Annotated in this window: 21 protein-coding genes; 14 read left to right on the forward strand and 7 right to left on the reverse strand. The window is 49.1% G+C overall.

Features of this window, described 5'->3' with window-relative positions:
• From traN to AB5935_RS05685, 6 genes are all read left to right on the forward strand, one after another.
• Positions 1-772, forward strand: a 772-nt coding sequence (gene traN, locus AB5935_RS05660) for a conjugative transposon protein TraN (protein WP_368327350.1), incomplete at its 5' end; no start/stop codon positions are given.
• Positions 769-1,332: a M23 family metallopeptidase gene (locus AB5935_RS05665; RefSeq protein ID WP_177795368.1), complete on the forward strand. Its 564-nt coding sequence runs from the start codon at positions 769-771 to the stop codon at positions 1,330-1,332. The genes traN and AB5935_RS05665, both read left to right, overlap by 4 nt.
• A complete protein-coding gene (locus AB5935_RS05670) occupies positions 1,304-1,633 on the forward strand; it encodes a hypothetical protein (RefSeq protein WP_368327351.1) in 330 nt (109 codons plus the stop codon). Before AB5935_RS05665 ends, AB5935_RS05670 begins: the two co-directional genes overlap by 29 nt.
• Complete coding sequence (locus AB5935_RS05675) at positions 1,576-1,944, forward strand: HTH domain-containing protein (protein WP_368327352.1); 369 nt, start codon at positions 1,576-1,578, stop codon at positions 1,942-1,944. The genes AB5935_RS05670 and AB5935_RS05675 overlap by 58 nt, the downstream gene beginning before the upstream one ends.
• Before the next feature lie 2 nt (positions 1,945-1,946).
• On the forward strand, positions 1,947-3,449 hold the full coding sequence (locus AB5935_RS05680; protein WP_244062476.1) for an InlB B-repeat-containing protein: 1,503 nt from the start codon (positions 1,947-1,949) through the stop codon (positions 3,447-3,449).
• 264 nt (positions 3,450-3,713) lie between these two features.
• Complete coding sequence (locus AB5935_RS05685) at positions 3,714-4,874, forward strand: tyrosine-type recombinase/integrase (protein ID WP_244058088.1); 1,161 nt, start codon at positions 3,714-3,716, stop codon at positions 4,872-4,874.
• Between the two features lie 64 nt (positions 4,875-4,938).
• Here the strand turns inward: AB5935_RS05685 and AB5935_RS05690 are convergent, their stop codons facing one another.
• Together AB5935_RS05690 and AB5935_RS05695 are read right to left on the reverse strand one after the other, a co-directional pair.
• On the reverse strand, positions 4,939-5,559 hold the full coding sequence (locus tag AB5935_RS05690; RefSeq protein WP_244062475.1) for a hypothetical protein: 621 nt from the start codon (positions 5,557-5,559) through the stop codon (positions 4,939-4,941).
• Between the two features lie 45 nt (positions 5,560-5,604).
• Positions 5,605-6,495, reverse strand: a complete 891-nt coding sequence (locus tag AB5935_RS05695; protein ID WP_244058090.1) for an Rpn family recombination-promoting nuclease/putative transposase — start codon at positions 6,493-6,495, stop codon at positions 5,605-5,607.
• A gap of 70 nt (positions 6,496-6,565) precedes the next feature.
• Between AB5935_RS05695 and AB5935_RS05700 the strand changes: the two genes are divergently transcribed.
• Entirely contained in the window at positions 6,566-7,102 is a 537-nt protein-coding gene (locus tag AB5935_RS05700) for a hypothetical protein (protein WP_368327353.1), read from the forward strand.
• A 46-nt stretch (positions 7,103-7,148) separates the two neighbouring features.
• On the opposite strand, the gene AB5935_RS05705 is transcribed toward AB5935_RS05700, so the two are convergent.
• Positions 7,149-7,907 carry a hypothetical protein gene (locus AB5935_RS05705; protein ID WP_368327354.1) on the reverse strand — a complete coding sequence of 253 codons (759 nt, stop codon included), beginning with the start codon at positions 7,905-7,907 and terminating at the stop codon, positions 7,149-7,151.
• A 218-nt stretch (positions 7,908-8,125) separates the two neighbouring features.
• Between AB5935_RS05705 and AB5935_RS05710 the strand changes: the two genes are divergently transcribed.
• Positions 8,126-8,560: a polymer-forming cytoskeletal protein gene (locus AB5935_RS05710; protein WP_177795395.1), complete on the forward strand. Its 435-nt coding sequence runs from the start codon at positions 8,126-8,128 to the stop codon at positions 8,558-8,560.
• 203 nt (positions 8,561-8,763) lie between these two features.
• Here AB5935_RS05710 and AB5935_RS05715 read toward each other — a convergent pair whose 3' ends face one another.
• The 4 genes from AB5935_RS05715 to AB5935_RS05730 form a co-directional block, all read right to left on the reverse strand.
• A complete protein-coding gene (locus AB5935_RS05715) occupies positions 8,764-9,522 on the reverse strand; it encodes a Fic family protein (protein WP_177795391.1) in 759 nt (252 codons plus the stop codon).
• 1 nt (position 9,523) lies between these two features.
• Positions 9,524-11,359, reverse strand: coding sequence for a fimbrillin family protein (locus AB5935_RS05720; protein ID WP_177795389.1), 1,836 nt, complete (start codon positions 11,357-11,359; stop codon positions 9,524-9,526).
• Between the two features lie 62 nt (positions 11,360-11,421).
• Positions 11,422-11,703 (reverse strand): hypothetical protein, encoded by a 282-nt coding sequence (locus tag AB5935_RS05725; protein ID WP_177795387.1) that lies wholly within the window; start codon positions 11,701-11,703, stop codon positions 11,422-11,424.
• Positions 11,700-12,512: a ParA family protein gene (locus AB5935_RS05730; protein WP_177795393.1), complete on the reverse strand. Its 813-nt coding sequence runs from the start codon at positions 12,510-12,512 to the stop codon at positions 11,700-11,702. Before AB5935_RS05730 ends, AB5935_RS05725 begins: the two co-directional genes overlap by 4 nt.
• A 474-nt stretch (positions 12,513-12,986) precedes the next feature.
• On the opposite strand from AB5935_RS05730, the gene AB5935_RS05735 reads away from it, so the two are divergent.
• The 6 genes from AB5935_RS05735 (at position 12,987) to AB5935_RS05760 (ending at position 20,823) form a co-directional block, all read left to right on the forward strand.
• A complete protein-coding gene (locus AB5935_RS05735) occupies positions 12,987-13,229 on the forward strand; it encodes a hypothetical protein (RefSeq protein ID WP_177795385.1) in 243 nt (80 codons plus the stop codon).
• Positions 13,230-13,320: 91 nt separating this feature from the next.
• Complete coding sequence (locus AB5935_RS05740) at positions 13,321-14,163, forward strand: DNA adenine methylase (RefSeq protein WP_177795383.1); 843 nt, start codon at positions 13,321-13,323, stop codon at positions 14,161-14,163.
• Between the two features lie 178 nt (positions 14,164-14,341).
• Entirely contained in the window at positions 14,342-14,746 is a 405-nt protein-coding gene (locus tag AB5935_RS05745; RefSeq protein WP_177795381.1) for a hypothetical protein, read from the forward strand.
• A gap of 5 nt (positions 14,747-14,751) precedes the next feature.
• A complete protein-coding gene (locus tag AB5935_RS05750) occupies positions 14,752-16,113 on the forward strand; it encodes a hypothetical protein (RefSeq protein ID WP_177795379.1) in 1,362 nt (453 codons plus the stop codon).
• 134 nt (positions 16,114-16,247) lie between these two features.
• On the forward strand, positions 16,248-18,806 hold the full coding sequence (locus AB5935_RS05755; RefSeq protein WP_177795377.1) for a hypothetical protein: 2,559 nt from the start codon (positions 16,248-16,250) through the stop codon (positions 18,804-18,806).
• 412 nt (positions 18,807-19,218) lie between these two features.
• On the forward strand, positions 19,219-20,823 hold the full coding sequence (locus tag AB5935_RS05760) for a type IV secretory system conjugative DNA transfer family protein (protein WP_177795374.1): 1,605 nt from the start codon (positions 19,219-19,221) through the stop codon (positions 20,821-20,823).
• Positions 20,824-20,990 lie beyond the last annotated feature (167 nt).

The following is a 20,990-nucleotide window of genomic DNA, read 5'->3' on the forward strand; positions in this document are numbered from 1 at the left end:
GCAGACGTTCCTGATCTTTCCAGCGGGAGTCACCTATGTGGACTACGGCAGCACCAACGTGGAGGTGGAGAAGGCCGAGGGAGTGGACAACATCCTGGCGGTAAAGGCAACCGGAGCCTTCACCGAGGACACGAACATATCGGCGGTGGTCGAGGGAGGAAAGTTCTACACCTTCGGCCTGCACTATGTCCCGGTTCCGGAGCGGTCCAGTTTCGTGATCGACAAGGAAGCCACGCAGAAAGTGGCCATACTGGACGAGAAGGAGCGCTCGAGCGGGCAGAAGGAGCGGATCCGGGAGGCCATAGCAAAACGGACACCACTGGATCTGGGACTGAAGGACAGGAACGCCGGCGTGGAGTTCGAGGTCGGGAACATCTTCATTGACGGGGACATCCTGTTGCTGCGCATGACACTGACGAACCGCACGCAGATCGGATACACCACGGACTTCATGAGGTTCTATATTCAGGATGCCAAGATACGCAAGAAGACCGCGGTACAACAGGTCGAGCAGAACATACTGTTCACATTCGACTACCCTGAGGAGGTGCCGGCACATGAAAGCAGGACATTCACCGTGGCCATGAACAAGTTCACCATTCCGGACAAGAAGAGGCTTGTCATAGAGATCCAGGAGAAGAATGGCGGCCGACACTTCCTCTACAAGCTGAGGAACAAGTCGCTCCTGGCGGCGGAGGAAGTGTTCAGAAGCCTGAAGGAGCAGAGGACGGAGGATGAAGCGGACAGGATATTGAGGAGGATATCCCGATGAGACTGCTGCTGTTCATACTGTTTTTCCCTTTTTCCTTCCACGGGGAGGACAACGGAAGGGAGCTGCTCGATATGGCACTGGAAAAATGCGGAAGACTGGAGAGCCTGGCGGACTGCCGGGACATACTTCTCCGACACGGAGTGGCAGACAGGATACCCCTGGCATGTCCCCTGAGGGACAAGTTCCGGATAAGCAGCGCATACGGCCGCAGGATTCATCCCATAACGGGGAAACGCGGTTTCCATTCGGGGATCGACATGGCGGTGGAACTGGCCGCACCGGTCCATGCCACGGCCTCGGGCACGGTTTCATTCGCAGGAAGGAAGGGAGGCTATGGAAGATGTGTCGTCATACGGCATTCCTACGGCTTTGAGACCTTGTATGCACATCTGGCGGCGTATTATACCACAGAGGGACAAAAAGTCGTGAAAGGGGCTGTAATCGGCTTTGCGGGGAGTACGGGCAGAAGCACGGGATACCACCTGCATTATGAGACAAGAAAGAACGGTAAAACTATAAAACCATACTGGTATGGATATGACAATTCAGGAGGAGATTGAACAGCTTGTACTGAGGTGCATAGCCTCCGACGGACTGAAGGCCTGTCCGAAAGATCTGGCCTTCCTCGAGAGATACGGCCTGAAAAAACTGTACTTCTTTTCCGTGGAATATGGAATGGAGGGAGTGGACACGTCGGAACTGGACGGCAGGGCGGGAAGACTGATCAGGTGGAACCTGTACTCGACGGATTTCCCGCTCCTGCGGCAAAAGTATGAGAGGGAGGGAAAGAAGGCGCTTCTGGAATGCCTCTATCTGGAGGAAAGGTATTTCCGGGAATTCCTGGAGGAGGACAAGCCATGACAAGTCTTTCAGCAATCAACTATATAGAACGGATCAACCGGATGTACCGGCTCATCCGGATGGAGAATACCGGCAGCCTGAACGAGCTGGCGGCCAAACTGAGGGTGAGCGAGAGGACCGTGAGCAACTATCTGGAGGAGCTCAGGCTGATGGGGGCCGAGATAAGTTTCAGCAGGACACGCAACACTTATTTTTTCGGGAACCGGTTCGTGCTGTATGCAACATTCGAGGCGCGCATCGATGCAGATGTGCTGGACGATTCAACAGGGCATGACGTATGCAATTATAATAAATCATTAAAAAACATCTAATTATGAAGAAAGTAAAATTTTTATTTCTGACAGCGTTTGTTGCGGTATTCGCAGGCTGCCAGAGCGAGGAAATGCTGGAAAAGAGTTCAGAAAATGACAAGACAACTCCCACCGGTGACATACGGATCACCATCAAGGGGGAAGGTATGACAAACCCGGCAACCAGGGCGACAGACGGAAAAGTGGAATTCGAAGGAGGATATGCCACAGGGGCGGGACTGTATAATGGGACAGATCAGCCTGTGGTTGAAGCTCACCCCGACGGTGGTTATGAAGTAAGCTATTTCTATGGTGGCCCGACAAATGAGCCTAAAAAATATGACTATTCACAATCAGGAACAAGTCTTTTTGAGGTTGATTTAGGCGGTCAGGATCATACCTTTCATTGCGGATTCAAAGAGAAGAAACGAAACCTTACTGTTAATGCCGGAACCGGCGGTTCTGTTTCACCTTCCGGCACAAACAGCTATCGGGTTAAGAAACCGATTGACATAACAGCCACACCGGACAACGGATATGAATTTACCGGTTGGACTATTACTGAAGGGGATGTAACAATCAATGATCCAAGCAGTTTGACTACCACAGCAACCCTGCATAATACCAACAGTACTATTACAGCCAAATTTATAAGTAGTAAGTTCATAATTGTAGGGAACAATGGGTATGTGATCACTCCTTCAGGAGCACAACAGACAGGTCAGTGTGATTGGAAATATGTGGCCTATGGCAATGGTAGATACTTTGTAAGTGGTAAAATGGAGGAAAGTTCATCTTTTACCGCTCCATATATGACTTCATCCGATGGTGAAAATTGGAATCTGACAAGTAAGATGGGAACAGGATATGAACCGATTGGGGTTGCTTTTGGTAATGACAAGTTCATAACATCATATTCTACAAGTTATTCGACAGCAACATATTTTGTATCAAACGACTGGAACTTTACTGGCAGTCAGCCACATTCTACCTTTATTCCTTATTCGGTAGCTTATGGAGATAAAATGTTCGTTATGGTAGGGAAACAAGATGGTTATGGATATAGTTATACAATGGACGACTATTCCACAACATGGACCAGAAAAGTAATTGGAGGGATTACCCCCGTAGATATAACATTTAATGGTGATCTCAAAAAATTCATAGCACTTGGGGAATGGGGTGAGGTTTATGCTTTCAGCCGTTATTTCGGTTGGTCCAAAAGTGCGGAAATATCACTTACAAAGACCTTTACACGGGTTGCAGTTTCCAATGACGGAACAATTGTCGCCGTTGGGAAAGACGGGTATATAGTTTCATCCAAGGATTGGGACTCCCCAAAACAGATTGGTACACAGAACTGGAACGATGTCATTTGTCTCAATAATAAATTTATCGCAATAGGTGACAATGGCTTGATAACCCAGTCTGCCGACGGGATAGTCTGGTCAAATCCGGAGCAGGTAAAAGATGCTTTGGGAAATGCATTAAATATTAATCTGAACGCTCTCTGTGCTATACAATAAGAACTGGATGCGAAAACGGTCATATCCCAATTCTGATTTAAGCGAACATTAAACGGTATTCTGAAAATCCGGAAAATGAAAGAGGCTGTCTCAAACTTGAGATGGCCTCTGTTTTTTTGCCCGTTTTCAGCCCCGTATAGGGCAAAACGGCTACAAGTGCGACATATCCTTTCATTTCATAGATGAAGGCTATAGAAGGAATTTATGACCTTCAGGGCGTTTTTATTGGAATCACGATTAAAAAGACTATTTTTGTTTCTAAAAATGGATTCATTAAATATTCTGGGTGCCCAGCTGCGTGATTGTATAAAAAGCCATCTTCTCCAATTTGGGAAGGGTGATATCAAAGGAAACATATATATATTCTTGGGAGGAAGCGAGTTCAACCTCTCGATATCCGACCTGTGTGAAGGGGACGAAGAACTTCCCCGGAAAGAAAAATATCTGGGCGGATACTATGACAAGGTCAGGGCGATGCTTCCTGAAGGTGGGTCTGACAAGCATTATGTCACCTTCACCGACTTTTTCTCTGACGTATGCAGGGATACCGGTATCAAGGATTCCACCCGCAAGAACTATTTCCGGACGCTGGACACACTGGGCGGATATGCTCCGGAAGCGGCTTTCTGCGATATAGACAAGACATTCGTATGTGGTTACGAGCACTTTCTTTGCTCCATGAGAATGAAAGCCAACACGATTGTCAAGCATATGAAGCACTTGAAAAAGGCACTCCGACAGGCTTGTCTGAAAGGATATGTCAAACAGTCCATAGATGAACTGTTCAGCCTTTGCACTGTGAAACCGGAGAAAACGTTCAAGGAAAGCCTGACGCCCAAGGAACTGGTCGTACTCTATCAATTCCTGGAGAACAACTTTGACACGATGGAGGAAAGGGAACGGGAAATCCTTTCCGGTTTTCTGTTCTCGTGCCTGACGGGACTGCGCTATTCTGACATTTGCTCGGTGGAATATTCGAATATCAAACGGATCAGGAACAAACGCTGGCTTTTCCTTACCATGCAGAAAACCTCCCAAAAGGTTTTGATCCCCATCGAGCAGATGTTTTCCGGAAAGGCCCTCGGCATTATGAGGTTGTTCCATAGAACAAGGGGGAAACTCTTTCACATGCCTTCCAATGCTGTGTGCAACCGGGTTATAAAACGTGTTTACAGGAAGCTTTTCCGTAGCCGGAAAAACATTTCCTTTCATACAGGACGCCATACGACAGCCACCCTTCTGCTTTATCATGACACGCCGCTTACGACCATCAAGGAGATCCTGGGACATACCAACATCCGCACCACGGAAATCTATGCGGACATAAACGAGGCGACAATCTACAACTCGATATCCAAGATCAAGTTCAAGGAACTGGAAAAGGTTGAGCGGAGGATAGCCCGGGGCTTTCCCGACAAAAGCTGAAAGACCACTGTCAGAAAAAACTGCTTCTGACAGTGGTCTGAATATACGAATATATTTGTGACAGCTATAAGTCACCAACGATTCCGGCATAACCGGTTATCCGGATGACATCTCCGTCTGTCAAATCCTTCTTCAGCAGTTCCATGCCAGTGACAGCCAGGGGGATATAATGTTGCCATGTAGTGGGGGAATAACTTTCCCATGACTCTGCAGGGGTGGGATTAGTGTATATTATATTATTTCCCAGTATTAAATATCCCTTTTCCGAATCGATACATCTCCCTTTCTCATTAACGATTGTCTGCCTTGATATCTGATCGATAACAAGCCTGCTCTTTTCTTTCGGAATAGTGACTGTTGCAGAAACTGCGCTCTTAATCCGTATTCCAACAGCATCAGATTCCAGGTTGCAGTTTTCTCCTTTCAGTGATATGGAATGTTTTTGAGACTCATTATCAAAATGATAGGTAATGTATGTCGTATGAGGACTTGCAGAACCGTTCCATGGAGTAAGCCTTATTTTATTTCCCGTTTGATTTTTCATTATATATTCATCAGCAGGAAGCGTGAAAGTGACCGTAACAGGCAGCTGCTCTTCTTTAAAATTAGCTGTAATAGTACTGTTGGTATGAAAGTTTCTATTATTGAGTAAAATTTTGATCTGATAAATAAAAACGTGTGCCATACTGAACTAAATTCAGCATAACACACGCATTAGATATGACTATAGTTAAAGGGAGCTTATTTCCTCGGCAGACAATCCGGTGGCTTGCGAGATGATATCAGTTGATACACCTAATTTTTTAAAATTACGGGCATTCTCTATCCTTTCTTCAGCACGACCTTCAGCACGACCTTGCTTTAGGCCTTTCTCCAGTCCCTTTTCCTCACCTTTGTGCTCAGCAGTGGCAATGGTATTCTGCCAATCACGATAGACTTTTAGACTTTCTTCATAAGCCTCATATTGCTCTTTGGTAAATTTGGCAATTTCAGCAGCATCGAACAACTTGGTAAATACCCTTTCCTGTAATGCCTTGGGACGTTCCATTAGACGGGAAAGGTTACGTAATACAAAGAGCCATTTCTCAAACATACCATCCAGTTCTTCCTCCCTCTTATTAAATTTGGGCATCTCTAAATAGACAAAAGTAAGTTTATCATAGAAAACTTCCTTCGTATGAATATCCATCAGCTGAACCTCATGGTGGAAATAACCCTCATCCTTGTGATCAAAGGTGAAGTTCAGGACACCGATAACATAAACCGCTTTCAAATGGTAATCCCACTCGCCCTTCTCACCCTGTTCCCGGATCGGGAATGTCGAATAGTACAAGCTTCTGTCCTTGAAGAACTGTTGTTCTCCACGTTGCATCTCAATAAGTATTTTCTCACCTTTTTCATTCTCACAATATACATCGAAAACCGCGCGTCTGTCAACCTCGGAATTGCCCAAATGCTCCGTATTGAGATAAGTCAGGTCGCGAATGATTTCTTTCCCCTTAAAGAGACTGTTTACAAAGCTAAGAAGCAACTCCTTGTTCATCTCCGTACCGAAAAGTACCTTGAAACCAAAATCGGTGTATGGATTAATATATTTGTCTTTTAGCAATTTATCTGTCATACTTAAAGTTTTTGAATAGAACAAAGATAGCAAAAGAAAACTATTTCACAAAATATTGAATGAAAATGAAATGAAACAGGCACAGGTTCCTAGAGAATTCATGTTCTTAAAATACGAATTCTCTTCTCTGTACAAACATAATAAGCCCAACAGTACTATTACAGCCAAATTCAAGCAGTCTACAAGAAGCGTCACGATTAATTTAGATAGATTTTATAGTTCCACATCAAGCATGAATAGTGGCAGGAATTATGAGTATTTGACCTTGTCATCTACAGATTGTTCCGGTATAATATGCAAAATATACGGGCAGACTAAGAATGATATGGACAATATGGATGAAGTGAGCTATCCTGTGCAGATAGAGCCAAACAAAAAGGTTATGTATGCGTATTCAGAATGGGAAACAATAAATCAGGATGGAGATACACGAGAAAAAAGTGCCACTCCGCAGTCCTTTGATATTATGATAGATAATGTTAAGGTACTCTCAAACATCAAATCTCCTTCAGGCAAGCAAACTCTTGATTTCGGTGAGTTTAACGGCAAAGAAATACCAGGCACTGGCTATAACATAACCTTCCGGTTCACAACGCATTGGGAATAGGAATGACAGGGGGATATATCCCCCCTGCTTTTTATATAAACCAAAACTATTTTCTATCTATATCACAAAAACCGTTCAGAAAGCCTAATTTAAGGCTGTTGTTATCTGTTATTTTTGTTGATTTCCAATTGATCCCATCTATGGATTTCCCGATATATCCGTTATTCTCAAGAGTTAGAAAACTATCATCCTTAAATATAATTTCTTCCCAGGAATTATCCCCGAAAGCTATTTCTTTCCAATTTATACCATCGGTAGAATAGTGCATATATCCATAGGAACTTACAATGAATTTATTATTTCCGAATGCTGAAGAATACAAATTGGTGGCTGTTATTTTTACTCTGTTCCAGTTTGTCAGGTCCGTCGAATTATTAATATAACCACTTTTTTCCGCAATGACATAAATACCGTTTCCATAAGTTACGGATTTCAAGTCACCGGAGCCGATTTTTGTTTCCTGCCAGACGTTTCCATCTGTGGAAGTTGCCATATATCCGTTATTGCCTACAACGATAAACCGGCCATTGCAATATTGTATGTTGTTCCATGTACGGTTCTTGGTGTTGCTGATCTTGATAATGTTCCAATCTCCGGTGCCCGTAGATACTGCAACATATCCATTACCGGCAGCCACATATTTACCGTCTGCGAATATTATGGAATACCAGTCTGATGAATATCCAACGATATCCGGTCCTGTCCATGTTATGCCATCTGTTGAAGTGGTCATATATCCACGTTTGCCGACTGCTATATATTGGCCATTACCATGTACTACTGAATACCAATCTGTTTCACCCAATATATATTTTTTTTCTTGGGAAAGGATAACGCCATTATCACCTACGAAAATGTAATCAGAAATAGATATACCCTGTTCAAAATTGGCTGTAATAGTACTGTTGGAACGAGATGGAGCGATAAAAGAAAAACAGATTCCCTCACAGGTCCATTTTTGTATTCCGGCATTTTTTCTACTTTTGCAAAAAAAAACAAAGTAAGAACGTTAACAAAGATACTATGTTCGGCAAAAAGAAAGACAACAAGGAGCATGACATTGCAACATCCGAACCTTTAAAACTGACTACCATAGCAGCCGGTACAGTCTTGAAAGGTATAATTGATGTGGAGGGAAGCCTGCGGGTGGATGGAACAATAGAAGGTGACATCACATGTCGTAAAACAGTGGTGCTCGGTCCTCAAGGGAAAATTACAGGGAATGTAACTTCCGTTTCCGCCATATTACAAGGCACATTGAAAGGTGACATACATATTACAGATGAACTGATGCTGAAATCTGGCTGTATGGTAAATGGTGATATCTACACCAGTAAATTGGAAGTCGAACCCAAAGCCTGCTTTAACGGTACTTGCAATACCATTAAGGAGGCCAAACAGATACAGACTGAAGCAATGGAAAAAGCACCAAAATCAGATCAGGCAATGAAAAAATAAAGCGGGCATCCTGTCCGCTTATTCCGCTCCGAATTATAATCATGACAAGAAGATCCATAGAGAAAACAATGTTTCTATGGATCTTTTATTTTTACAGGCAGCCAGAAAACCTCCCATTCATTTTTCTTTCAAAAAATGAAGTCCCGATGCATCACTGCAGCAGGACCTCTCCACCTTAAATTCATTTTATTTATGCCAATGAATTATATTTCCATGCCGGTATCAGTTACCAATTCCCTTATCCGGCTTATTTGTCTTTCCAAAAAATAATCGGCATACAGATCATATGCTCCGGTTTCATAAAAACTGACCAGTCCTTTTCGATAGTTCAGTATATCAGCTTCCCTGGCCGAATATACCGGGATTATTCCGGCATTCATCATTACAATACTTTCCACAAGGCGTGCGGTCCGTTTGTTACAATCTATAAACGGCTGTATCTTTGCAATGTTGCAATGTAAATATACGGCACGTTCAAGAGGGTTGTCCAATTCTGTCTGGCGATACAGGACCTCGCTTAACTTGAAGCGGATCTCATACACATCACGCGGAGGTATATATTCCGTCCCGCTGATCCGTACCGGACGTGTCCTGAACTGCCCGGCTTCTTCATCGGAAACCAACCCGGAAGACAAACCGGAATGCAGCCGGAGCAATGTACGTTCATCTATCATTTCCGTATTACCTCCCTTATGGATATATTCCATTTCCGACACAAAGACGTTATGCAGATTCTTCAACATTTTTGCATCCTCATATCTTTTTTCAGAAGTGATACCGTCTTTCAGAAGCGCTTCCGTTTCCACATATGTATATGTATTCCCTTCGATCTTTCCTGAATAATAACTCCACACCACAGCCAAATTGCGTATATCGGAAGATGTCAGATCCGACAACTTTGCCAATGGAGAGCATAGAATTTGTTCTGCTTTCTGTAATTGCTTATCGGTAAATATATTCATTTCAATTCCTGTTATTCCAATTTTGAGGATTTATTTTTATATAATTCGTTGTTTCATCCCAAATATATCCGTCCGTATAGTTGCGGTTGAAGAGATAGTCTGCATCACACCGAAGCAATATCCATTCATTGGAGCCTTCCGCTTTCCAGTATAGATGCACAAGTGGCCCCGCATATCCGACACCATTATATTCCGGTTTCAATCGTTTAACCGGGAACTGGCACTCCATAATACCTTTCCAGAAACGTATTCCTGCCGGAATATCAACAGCCACAGTGCCAATCTCATCCCTCCATTCGTCATCATTGACCGCACCTTTTCTTTTAATACTTGGTCTGTATGAATTGGAATTCATCTTGAACTCACGCTCCCAGACAGCTTTAATTTCGCCTCTCAATGCTTTTTCTCCTTTATTGGACAAAATATATACCAGGTTCCATGGAGTATCATCAGGCACCGGATATGCAAGAATAGAAGTATATCCCTGCCCTTCCACCTCCATCATGCGCAATGCCGGCAAATTCTCTGACGCAGGCGCTTTCACCTCATACAGCCATTCCTGGTCTGTGCTGCCATAAGAATATCCAACGGCCCTGCACCACATTGTTTCTCCTTTCCTGCGGAACAATGGGACAAGCTGGTAGGTCCCCGGTGCGGAAGTGACATAACACTGGATGCGCTTGCCGTCCCATCCTCCATTGGTCTTGATGTCTATCGGCTGGAACTTCTCTACAATCTCATTAGTACCCTGCCTCATGAATACAAATCTCATCTCCCCTTCGCCGTCATCACAGAAAGGCGTATAGAATGTCCCGAACACCTTGCCTTCGTTTTGGTAACAGTCGTATCCGTACTCCGTATAGTTCGGCCATATCTTGAAAGGATAATCGTCCGGATCAGGATTGAGTATAATCTCGTCGCTCTTGCCGTACCTGCTCCAGTATTCCACATCGATATCCACCTGTTCCTTGTTGACCGGGGCGTTGTAATTCCCTGTCATGTTCAGAGTATAGGTGTATTTCATGCCCGCCTTCCATTCATGCTGCACCGGGAATGCATAAGTGTGCTTCTGTCCGTCAATGGTAAAGCTGACACATGCCTGGTGGTCATGCGATGCTCTTGGAATGAGAATTGCATCGACAACGACCGGATCCGCATCATTCAGGGCGTAGTTTCCTCCGACTCTGATCGCACCACGTCCCCTGTTGTAGTCCATCTTCACAGTTCCGGACAAGGCATCGACTGTTCCGGCAGTGTATATCTCCGAGAATGTCATATCCGCAACCACTCCCGCGCCAATGTACTCGTTTTTCATCAGCCGCACACATACAAGCGTCATTGCGTGCCGCATCATCAGGTCGGCGGTGGGCATGTCCTTTGTCACCCTGGCGGATCCGTACAGGATGTCATCCTGGTCCGCCAGATCAAACGGCACATTTTTGCAGTCAGTCACCGCGTTGTCGTACGGCAGATATGCGACCACCTCCGCGTCCCCTTCCACCGGCACCTGGCTGGCCGCGTTCCATTCTTTCCCGTCAAAGACGTATGAGGCGTTTTTCGTGCCTGCTGCTTCCGTCCCGTCCGTATTGACAAACACTCCCATGGCGTGTCCCGGCACGAACGCCTCAATGATCCCCCTTGTCTGTTGCATGCCCTGCAGTGTGGCGGTGACGCCCAGCCGTGTCTTTTCCGGTTCCTCTCCGGGTTCTTCTTCCTCCTGGTTTCCGCCGGGATTCACCACCGGCGGTTCGGGCTCCGGCAATATTCCGTCCTTTTCACATGATGCAAGCGTACAGGCAAGCGAGGCGGCTAATATGTATCCAAATATCTTTTTCATGTTTTTCCAAGTTAAGTATTTTACTTTTATCCGACTGCTACTTTTATAGTAATTCCCATAATTCACTTCTCCACATATTCTCTCCAGAAATCCTCCAGTTTCTCTCGGTCCAGTGTCCCGTCCTCTTTGAGAAAGCACCCTACCATCGCTTCAAGTATCGTTTTGACGCCCCTGTACCGGTGATCCGCGGCGAATGTTCTTAATTCCCACACAAGATCCTCTGTCAATGCGATTGTCTGGTTGTATGTTTTTCCTGCAGGCTTTCCGGTCGTGCCTTTTTCTTTCACCGGGTTTTCTCCCACCATGTTTTCCAGGGAGATCCCTCTTGACTTGAACTCTTTCATTTTCCAGTATTTTGTTTATTCATCCTTTTCACTCTCCCGACAAATTCCTCCGTCAGCTTCCTGTAGTCCTCGGCCCCGTTTGACGAGGGTGCATAATCAAAAATGCTTTGCGCGTTGTACTGTGCCTCTCCCAGGGCCACGTTGTTGCGGATCGTTGTTTCAAACATTCCTTCCCCTAGGGCCTCCTTCAGACTCTCCCTTATATCCGCATCCAGCTTTCTTTTCGCATTGAACCTGGTCATGAAGTATCCGAGTATGCGTACCTGTGCGCCCAGCTTCCTTCTGAGCAGGCTGATGATATAATGTATCTTCTCGATGCCCTTCATTGCGAAATAGTTCCCGTCCGTGGGTATGATAACAAAGTCACTTGCCATGAGTGCGTTCTGCGTGATGATCCCCAGTGAGGGCGGACAGTCTATAAGTATATACTCATAATTTTCCGCCAGTACCTTTATGATCTCCCTGAAAAGGAACTCCCTGCCCGGCGTGGTGTTCATCACCACTTCCGTTGCCGCCAGATCCAGAGATGCCGGCAATATGTCCACCTTCTCCAGCCATTTTTGCGGCTTCAGGTCCAGAGGCTTGTCCTGCATGCAGTCCTGCAGCACGCTCTCAAGCAGCACCTCCGTGGAAAGACTTGCCATTTCCTCCCCGAATGCGGCCATCGTCGTATTCGCCTGCGGATCCGCATCGATAATACATACCTTCTTTCCGTGCAACCGTGCGATCCCGGCAGCCAGATTCAACAGTGAGGTCGTCTTGGCGACACCACCCTTGTGATTGACACATGCTGTTGTAATTGTCTTCATAATGTTCATATCTCCTTGATTATTACGGTGTAAAGATACAAAAATTTATACATACCGCCAAGTATTTTACGTAGATACTATTTTACTTTAAATATATTTCATATATTATACTTATATAATACAATATGTATTTATTATATATTACTTAATTAGTGAACAATATAAATAAAGTAATTTACTTGAATAAAAATATTATTTTTTCACGGGAAAGGTATATCGCAAAAATAATGCAACCGTAATATATATCTTGCGGCCTTAATAGTATAGCCGTACATATAAAGCTAAAAAAGTCAGGGAGCTTGCCGGAAGATGTTATGGAGATAATAAAAAGCCCCCGGCCTGTTAAAAGCAACGCCAATCACTTTGTAACACCACGCAGAACCGCGCAACCGGGGGCAAATACCCTCTGTTGCGGTTCTGCTTTTTTTATGTTACAAAAATGATTGGCTTTGCAAATATAATAAAATATTCGCTATGACATTATTTGAGATTCTAAATTTTAACAGGGAGGTTCTTGAACGCCTGAGAACGATGGGGTTCAAACCGGATGACTGCAGGTATATCGACCTGTATAAGGAGTATGAACGTATGCGGCTTCAGGGTGACAAGGTCACCTACTGCATCGCCGCCCTGTCGGTGAGGCACGGTGTTTCGGAACGGAAAATCTACGAGATTATCGGACGCTTCAAGAAGGAGTGTACGTTCCCTGCAGTATAAGTGGCGCCTGTTTTTTGTTTTCACGGCAGGAAGTGCGGAACTTTGTGCCGGAAATACAAACACTTATATCTCACGACAAACTGATTATATAATGGAAAAGACTTACAGTTACAGCCAGGCCCCGCTTCCTTTCGTGGGGCAGAAACGCATGTTCGCGTCAGAATTCAGAAAGGTACTGGAACGCTTCGGTGATAAGACGGTCTTTGTCGACCTGTTCGGTGGTTCCGGCCTGCTGGCACACATCACCAAACGGGAACGCCCTGACGCGAGGGTCATCTACAATGACCACGACAACTACCGCGGGCGTCTGGAGAATATCGGCCGGACCAACCGTCTGCTGGCGGACCTGCGGGATATGGCCCGGGAACATCCCCGCCATAAGATGATAACCGGAAGCCTGCGTACGGCATTTCTCGAGCGTATCCGACAGGAGGAACAAACAGGCGCGGTGGATTACATTACCCTCTCATCCTCCCTGCTGTTTTCCGGGAAATACGCCCTGGACCTGGAGGAGCTCGGGAAGCAGAGCTTCTATAACAATCTGCGCCTTTCCGACTACCGCTGCGGGGGGTATCTTGACGGCCTTGAAGTGGTCTGTTGCGATTACAAGGTGCTGGCGGACAAATACGGCGGGGCGGCGGACGTCGTGTTCCTTGTCGATCCCCCCTACATGGCCACGGACACCAGCACATACAAAATGGACTGGAAACTGAAGGACTATCTGGATGTTCTGCTTGTCCTGAAGGGACACCCGTTTGTCTATTTCACCTCGTCCAAGTCGCCCATACTGGATCTCTGCAGCTGGATGGAGGAGCATCCCGGAACCGGCAATCCTTTCAGGGGGGCGGGTAAGTCCACGTTCGCCGCACGGATGAATTACGCTTCATCCTATACGGATATCATGCTCTACAGGGAAATGCCTGAGGCAGCCTGACAAACATCACATCACCTTGAATTCTTTTCCGCGGACACTTCCGGACTACAATCCGGATTGTCCGCGTTTTCTGTTACAGAACGTCGCAACATGATTGCGACGAACCGCTGTACCTTGCACCCCGGAAGCGGCATAGTGCACGTTCCATAAACATTATGTATAACTAAAAAAAACAACCATGTCAACCGAAAACAAGATGATGCCGGAGAATGCCCGGCTCGCAGCGGTCCTGGCCGATCCGGACATGATCCTGAAATTCAAGACACCGTCCGAGAAGGCCCAGATGGCGGCGGTACAGAGAAAACCGGAGCTGATAGGCCACCTGCCCTCGGCCACGGAGAAGGTGCAGCTCGTGGCGGTTCTCCGCTCTGCCGAGAGCGTCCTGCTCATGCACGCCCCCTCGCGGAGGACCTGCTTCATGGCCGTGGAGAAAATGCTGGGCCTGGACCTCCTTCCTGAAGAGAATGTGCTGGACGCGGCCGAGAAACTGGTCCTGCGGATGAAAAGGGACAGAAATGAGGGAAAGCCGGACACGGCGGCCATAGAGGAGTTCCTGACCGAAGTCAAACCTTATAAAAACTGATGCCCATGCCTACCATTTCAGAACGCCTGGCGGCATTGTTCAGCCGGGACATGAGAACCGTACTCCGCAACCCCCGCGCCATCAGCATGCTCGCCAATCCTTCCGCACGTGTCCAGATGGCGGCGGTCCGCAGGGACAGGAGTGTCATCTGCTTCATCGACAAACCCGTGGAGAAAGTGCAGCTTGCCGCAGTCAGGAACGCGCCGCACAACATTCATTTCATCACCTCGCCAAGCGAGCGGGTCCAGCTGTCCGTCATACGTGCCAGACCGTCCTACATCGGCTTCATACCCGATCCTTCGGAGAAGGTGCAGCTGGCGGCTGTCGAGAGAAGGCCCGAATGTGTCGCCCTGATACGGAAGCCGGCGGAGAGGGTGCAGCTGATGGCCGTGCTGAAGGATCCGCGGCACATCGCCTCCATCCGGGAACCTGCTATGAAGGTGCAGCTGGCGGCGGTACAGAAGGATCCGGAATACATCCGCCACATCGAGGAACCCGCAGAAAAAGTGCAACACATGGCCATACAGAGGAATCCGGATGTCCTGCGTCACATAAAATCCCCTGCGGAAAGCGTGCAGCTCGCAGCCGTGCAGGCCAGGGGGGAGACCGTCGTGCACCTGGCGGATCCTCCGGAGGCCGTCCAGCTCGCCGCCGTCAGAAGCGATCCACGGAATATCCGTCATCTTGAGAATCCCACGGAGAAGGTGCAGCTTGCCGTCCTGCATGCCGACAGGAATGCCGCAACGCTCATCAGCTCCCCGGCAGAGGAGGTGAAGAGGCAGGCTGCAAGCCTGTACGGACTGGAGCTCGGGAAGGATGCCGGAAAGAAAACAAGGGAGGCCCGAACACGCGGAAGCTCCGCCGCCCCGGTAAAACGCACAGCCGCGAGGAAGACCGGGGAGGCCGCAGGAAAGAAGCCGTCGGCCGGACAGGTAAAGGAGGCCGTCGAGAAACTGGACAGGGAGATTCAGGAAATCAACAGGGAGTATCACGAGGCCGGCCTTGAGGCACAGTACTCGGACAGCGGCGTGGAACGCGCCCGGGAACTTGAGGAGGCCGGCGAGCGCAGGGAGAGAAAACTCGCCGGGGCCTGTGAAAAATTCAACTCATCCGCCGTTCTGGACAAGAAAGAATGCGATATGGGGAACATCATCCGGGAACTGCGTGCCAAAGGTGTCGCCGTGGAGAGCATGAAGGCCGAGCAATGGAACACGCTCATGCAGGGAAAGGCCGTGAAGCCGCCAACCGTTACCGGCATGGCCGGGAAAGGGAGCACGCTGATGCTCTCCAAGACCCCCGTCGGCTACACACTGAAAGCCGTGAACTCTGTGAACAGCATCAGCCGCCAGGCCGGCGCGGACATGTAGAAGTAAAATGTGCATTTCATGAATATTACTTGTTTACTGGAAAACAAACCAAGTAAACAAGTAATATCTCTTTAATGACATTCCCGGCAGACTGCAAACCAATGACATAACCCGATTATAAATTCAAAAGGCATATGAACATTTCTGACAAATACTTCATGGAGGGGGAAACGGGGCTTTCCTCCTTCCACGGGACGGAGCCTTCCGCCGGTTACAAGAGTGCGGGAAGGGAAACCGTCCGGACCGGTGACATACCTTTCCGCGAGGCCGGGGAAAGCGGCGGGGACAAATCCCTGGTAGGACTGCACAACATCAGCGAGGAGCGTCTTTTAAAAGCCCTGAGGCTGGGCGGATTCGCCAACCCGAGCGCGGCGGTGATCGATATCAGCAGACAGACCCACGAGGGATACGGGGAGATCTCACTGGTACTGCCCGCCTCCATGATAGACAGGCATAGCGGACGCAATGCCGGAACATGGAGCCAGGACGCATGGACTCCCGTTTACCCACAGATAGAGAGACAGTTCGGGGGCACGGGCGGTGACAGGGCGTCCGGTGACATCATGTCCGTACCCGAAGAAATGCGGAATGAGACAAGACGGGGCATCAACTCATGGATGGACGGGCGTTCCGCTGACCGGCTGGCATACCTGTACCTGCATGAACAGGGAAAAGCGCCCGGACTGGTGCGCCGGGAGGCCAGGTATCCGGAATCGCTCCACAAGGCGGTAAGGGATATCATGGGGGACAACTCCGTCCTGGATGACGTCAGCGCAGGGAAACGGTCGGAGCTGCTCGGGCTTTATATCCGTGAGAACTTTTCCGGGGACAGGACGGCGTACGGGAAAGAGCTTCAGAGGAAGATGATCCGCCTGGAGGAGAAGATCGGTTCCCGGGCCAATCCGGACTCGCTGGTCGTAAGACGCGCCCGGGAGAGGCTGGACACGTTACGTGAAACAGGATATGATTACAGGGAGCTTGCTGATTTTACGGAGAACGTTTTGAATGATGCCGTGCATGCCGGCAGCGCGGATGACGCGGGCACCACGCTCAAAGCCCGGGAATATATCGAAATGAACGGGTTGCAGAAAGATTTTGACCGCTGGCTTGACGGTCTTAACGAGCGCTATGAGGTGAAGGAGGTCATCTTTGACGGCTTCACCACTTCCGGAATGAGAAAATACATTCCCAACACCCTTGAGAACGCATCCCGGTTCATGACCAGGTTGGGAAGGAACGCCGCCACGGGACTGGGCGTGTCCTTCAGCAATTTTGCCGCCGGCATGTTGAAAGCGCACGGCTCGCTGGAGGGCATACGCCGGGAGAAAGGCAAGCTGACAACAAGCCAGGAAGATGTGGACGCCTTCAGGGACAAATGGTCCGACGTGTTCTTCGACCTGGGCATGAAGCTGCAGCCGGATGCCACCGGCTATGACGATTACGGGCTGGCGAGACTCATGGAGGCGGCACAAAGCGGGAACCCGAAGAAGTACGTGAAGAGGGAATACGGAATCGACTTCTCCGACACCGATGTTGCCAGACTGCGGGAGATGATCGGGGCGATACGCAATGAATATCCCGCCATGTATTTTGAGACCAAGTTCGAACGCCCCGTCTATCTGGAGGAGTTTGCGGCGGCCGTGGTTCCTGAAGGGACGTCCCCGAGGATAACCGGTGCCATGGACAAGGCGGGTCTGAAAGTATTCACTTACAATGAGGGGGACAGGGATTCCAGAAACGGGGCGTTAAAAAGGGCCTGCGATGTCAAAGGCGTGCGGTTCCGCCTCACCGGCAGCCGGGAAGCGGAACACGGGTGGGATGTCTCCCTTTCAGGGGATGACCGGATGGCCGCCCTCTCCGAATATGCTTCATCCCTGGCGGAAAAACGGCACATACCCGTCAGGATCATTCGTTCAATCAACGAGGTCGGCTCTCCCGGGATACGTGACAGGATCCTGGGAGGAAAGGACATAAGGGGCTGGTATGATATCACCTCGGACCATATCTGCCTGTATCTTCCCGCCGCCAGGGGAAAGGAGGACATCGAGCGCACGCTGCTGCATGAAGGAGTCGCCCATTACGGCCTGCGGAAACTGGCGGGCGACGGACACATGGACACGTTTCTGGATGACGTCTACACCGGGTGCGACGGGAGGACAAGGAACGGGATCGACCGGCTAGTAGGTACGGGAATGGACATACGCACAGCCACGGAGGAATATCTGGCGCGTATGGCCGAGGACGGAACGGACCTTTCCCTGTGGGACAGGATCTCGAACGTCTTCCGGAAACTTCTACGGAACCTGGGCTTCACTGTCGATATCGACGGAAGGGAGCTCAGGGGCATGCTGGCGGCCAGCAGCGCGAATCTCAGGAGAATGGCCGTTGTCACGGTTCCGGAAAGGATACTCACGGCAAAGGGCGGGCTCGAGCTCTCACCCGGGTACGTCCACGCGCTTCTCAGGGAGAAAGGTGGCGAGACGGATGTGACCTCCCTGCTGGCGCGTATGAGGGAGGCGGGGATTGATCCGGCCTCTCTGGACGGGGACAGGTGGAAGGCCGTCTTCAGCGGAAAAGGCATGACGCTGCCTGACGGACGGACACTCATGGCCGTGAAGGAACCGGCGGGATACGGGATAAGAATATCCGGCATGGATGCCCGCAGTCTGAAGACGGCGGAAATGGAAATATAAGCCTATGGACATGAATGACTCTTTCGACAAGACTGTCCGCCGGGAGGGAGCCGCCGGACTCCGTTCCTTCTCCTGGGCGGGCAGGGAGCTCCGGTTCTGCGGGGAAAGGACCACCCTGCATGTGGCCGGCGTGTCATATGATATGGAGCCGGTGCTGGATGCGCTCCGTCACGCCGGTGTGAGGGTGAGGGGAATCTCTCCGGCCAGATGGATCTCCCTGCTCCGGGGGTGCCCTACCGTCCTTCCTGGCTGTGACAGGATGTTTGTCATAGCCGGAACACCGTCCGGCTATACGGCCGGATTTCTGGAACCGGCACGAGGCGGTGGCAAATCCGTCCGGAAATAAAAAACATATCTCTTATTATACTTAAAAAGTAAAGAACAAAATCAAGTAATCAAGCAAATCATCACAATGGAACACTACATCATTTATATCAAGCTGGTTCTTCTGGCCATAGCCTCCCTGATGACAGGGGTTTCGACACTGAGCCGGAAATGGTACGTAAACCTGCCCGTTTTTCTCGGCTGCATGGCGGCGGAAACCTTTCTGGCACGCCTGTTCTTTCCCCGGTACATGTTCTTTCCCGCCGCCGTCTCACTGGCCGTGGCCGCCTTTCTGTGGATATGGGAGCATGCCGGGTCCGCAGGAAAAGGAGGGGACGGAAAACCGGTCCGGCTGCCGGTGGTCTCGGGGATTTCACACACCCACCTGGAATTCCATTATCATTTCGCCAACTTCCTCGTATATGGCGGTGCCGGTTCCGGAAAGACAAAAAGCATAGGCAAATGGCTGCTGGAGGAATATGTCAGACTCGGATTCGCCGGGTTCATCTATGACTTCAAGGACACGGATTATACACAGACGGCCTATAATCTGATCAGAAAACACGGCTATCCCCACAAGTTGTATTATGTCAGTTTCGACAAGCCGGAACGCTCGTACCGCTTCAACCCTCTCAAGGTGGTAAGGGACCGCACCGAACTGATCCAGCTGATGGAAGACATTCTGCTCGCGCTCCTCCCCAAGAAGGAACAACAGAACGAATGGGTATCCGGAGGGCTGGGAATCCTGCGCGGGGTGGCCTTCCGCTTCTGGGACGAGTTTCCGGAATTCTGCACGCTGCCGCATATCATGGCCTTCATCATGACCGCGTCCACCCGGCAGCTCTCCATGTTCCTGCAGCAGAACCTCGTGTCGGAAATGCTGGCCGGCGCGTACCTGAAGGCGGAAGGATCCGAGAAGACGCAGGCCTCCTACCTCTCCACATTATGTAACAACCTGGCCACCATCTCCCAGAACGAGGAGATCGCGTACATCCTCTCAGGGGACGACTTCGATTTCAACCTGATTGACCCGCAGGAGCCGAAAATGTTCGCCGTCAGCAACAACTTCTCCAAGAATTCGGTCTACGCCCCGGTGATAGGCATGCTCATGAGCATATCCTCCCGGCAGTTCACCATGCAGAACAAGGTGCCCTTCGTCTATTTCCTGGACGAGATGACGACGGTCAACATCAGGAATTTCGAGACACTGCCGTCGGTCCTGCGTGAATACAAGGCCGCCTTTGTCCTGCTCACCCAGTCGGGATCCAAACTGGAGAACCTGTACGGGAAGCTTGATAGGTCATCCGTGGAAGCCAATTTCGGGAACCAGTTCTTCGGGCGTACGAAGGATGTGGAAGCCCTGAAGTATTATCCGCTGATTTTCGGAAAGGAGGAAAAGGAGAGAAAATCCCGGAGCACGGGGAAAAGCGGGGGGAGCATGAACCGGAGCGTGACGGTGTCCTCCCAGAAGGAGGACATCTACCAGGGAAAGGACTTCACCGACCTGGAGCCGGGAGAGTTCATCGGTTCGGCCACCCGCGCCAATGCCGGATACTTCAGGGTGAGACTTGCCATGTATGATGACAGCCGGGAAACCGCACTGCCGGATGTCAGGGTTCTTGAGCCGGGGGAGGTCAGCAGGAACTTCGCGCGGATCCTTGAGGAAGTCCGCAGTCTGTTCCCGTGTGAGTAAAAGTTTCTGGCGGATCCTCCAGCTTAGACCAAGTATTGATAATCAAAAATACAAACTTATACCCTGTCTGTAAAGTTGGGCGTTTTTATTTTATCTGTAAAACTGATGTTTGCCCTTATTGGGGATTTTGGAGTTTTAGAAGAAATTTCTGTTTGGAAATATAAGGA

The organism is Phocaeicola sp. RTP21198st1_B8_RTP21198_201120, from assembly GCF_040929485.1.
Lineage (GTDB): Bacteria > Bacteroidota > Bacteroidia > Bacteroidales > Bacteroidaceae > Phocaeicola > Phocaeicola dorei.